Source organism: Salicola sp. AFF1 (assembly GCF_056783195.1).
In genome coordinates, this window is the sequence record NZ_JBXAYL010000254.1 from 1 (window position 1) to 233 (window position 233).

General features: G+C 62.2%; 1 pseudogene. It reads right to left on the bottom strand.

Annotated features, from left to right (window positions below):
- Positions 1-233: pseudogene (locus AC1RQI_RS17560) on the bottom strand (copper-translocating P-type ATPase); the annotation flags it as partial.

A 233-nucleotide genomic window follows, 5' to 3' on the forward strand; every position in this document is an offset into this window, starting at 1 on the left:
AGACTGTAGACGAACGCGACCGAGATGGCCATCGAGATGAGCGTCATCATCCCCGGTGCCCGGTCTTTCAGTTCCGGGACCGCCATCTGGAGGAACGGAATCCCACCGTAGGCGAAGACGATGACCGCGAAGACGGGGTTGATCCACTCGCTCCCCGGGAACGTGGGGACGGTGAAGCCCAGCCATTCCTGGAGGGTCGGGCTGTAGAGCAGGACAGGAATCGAGAGGAGCGT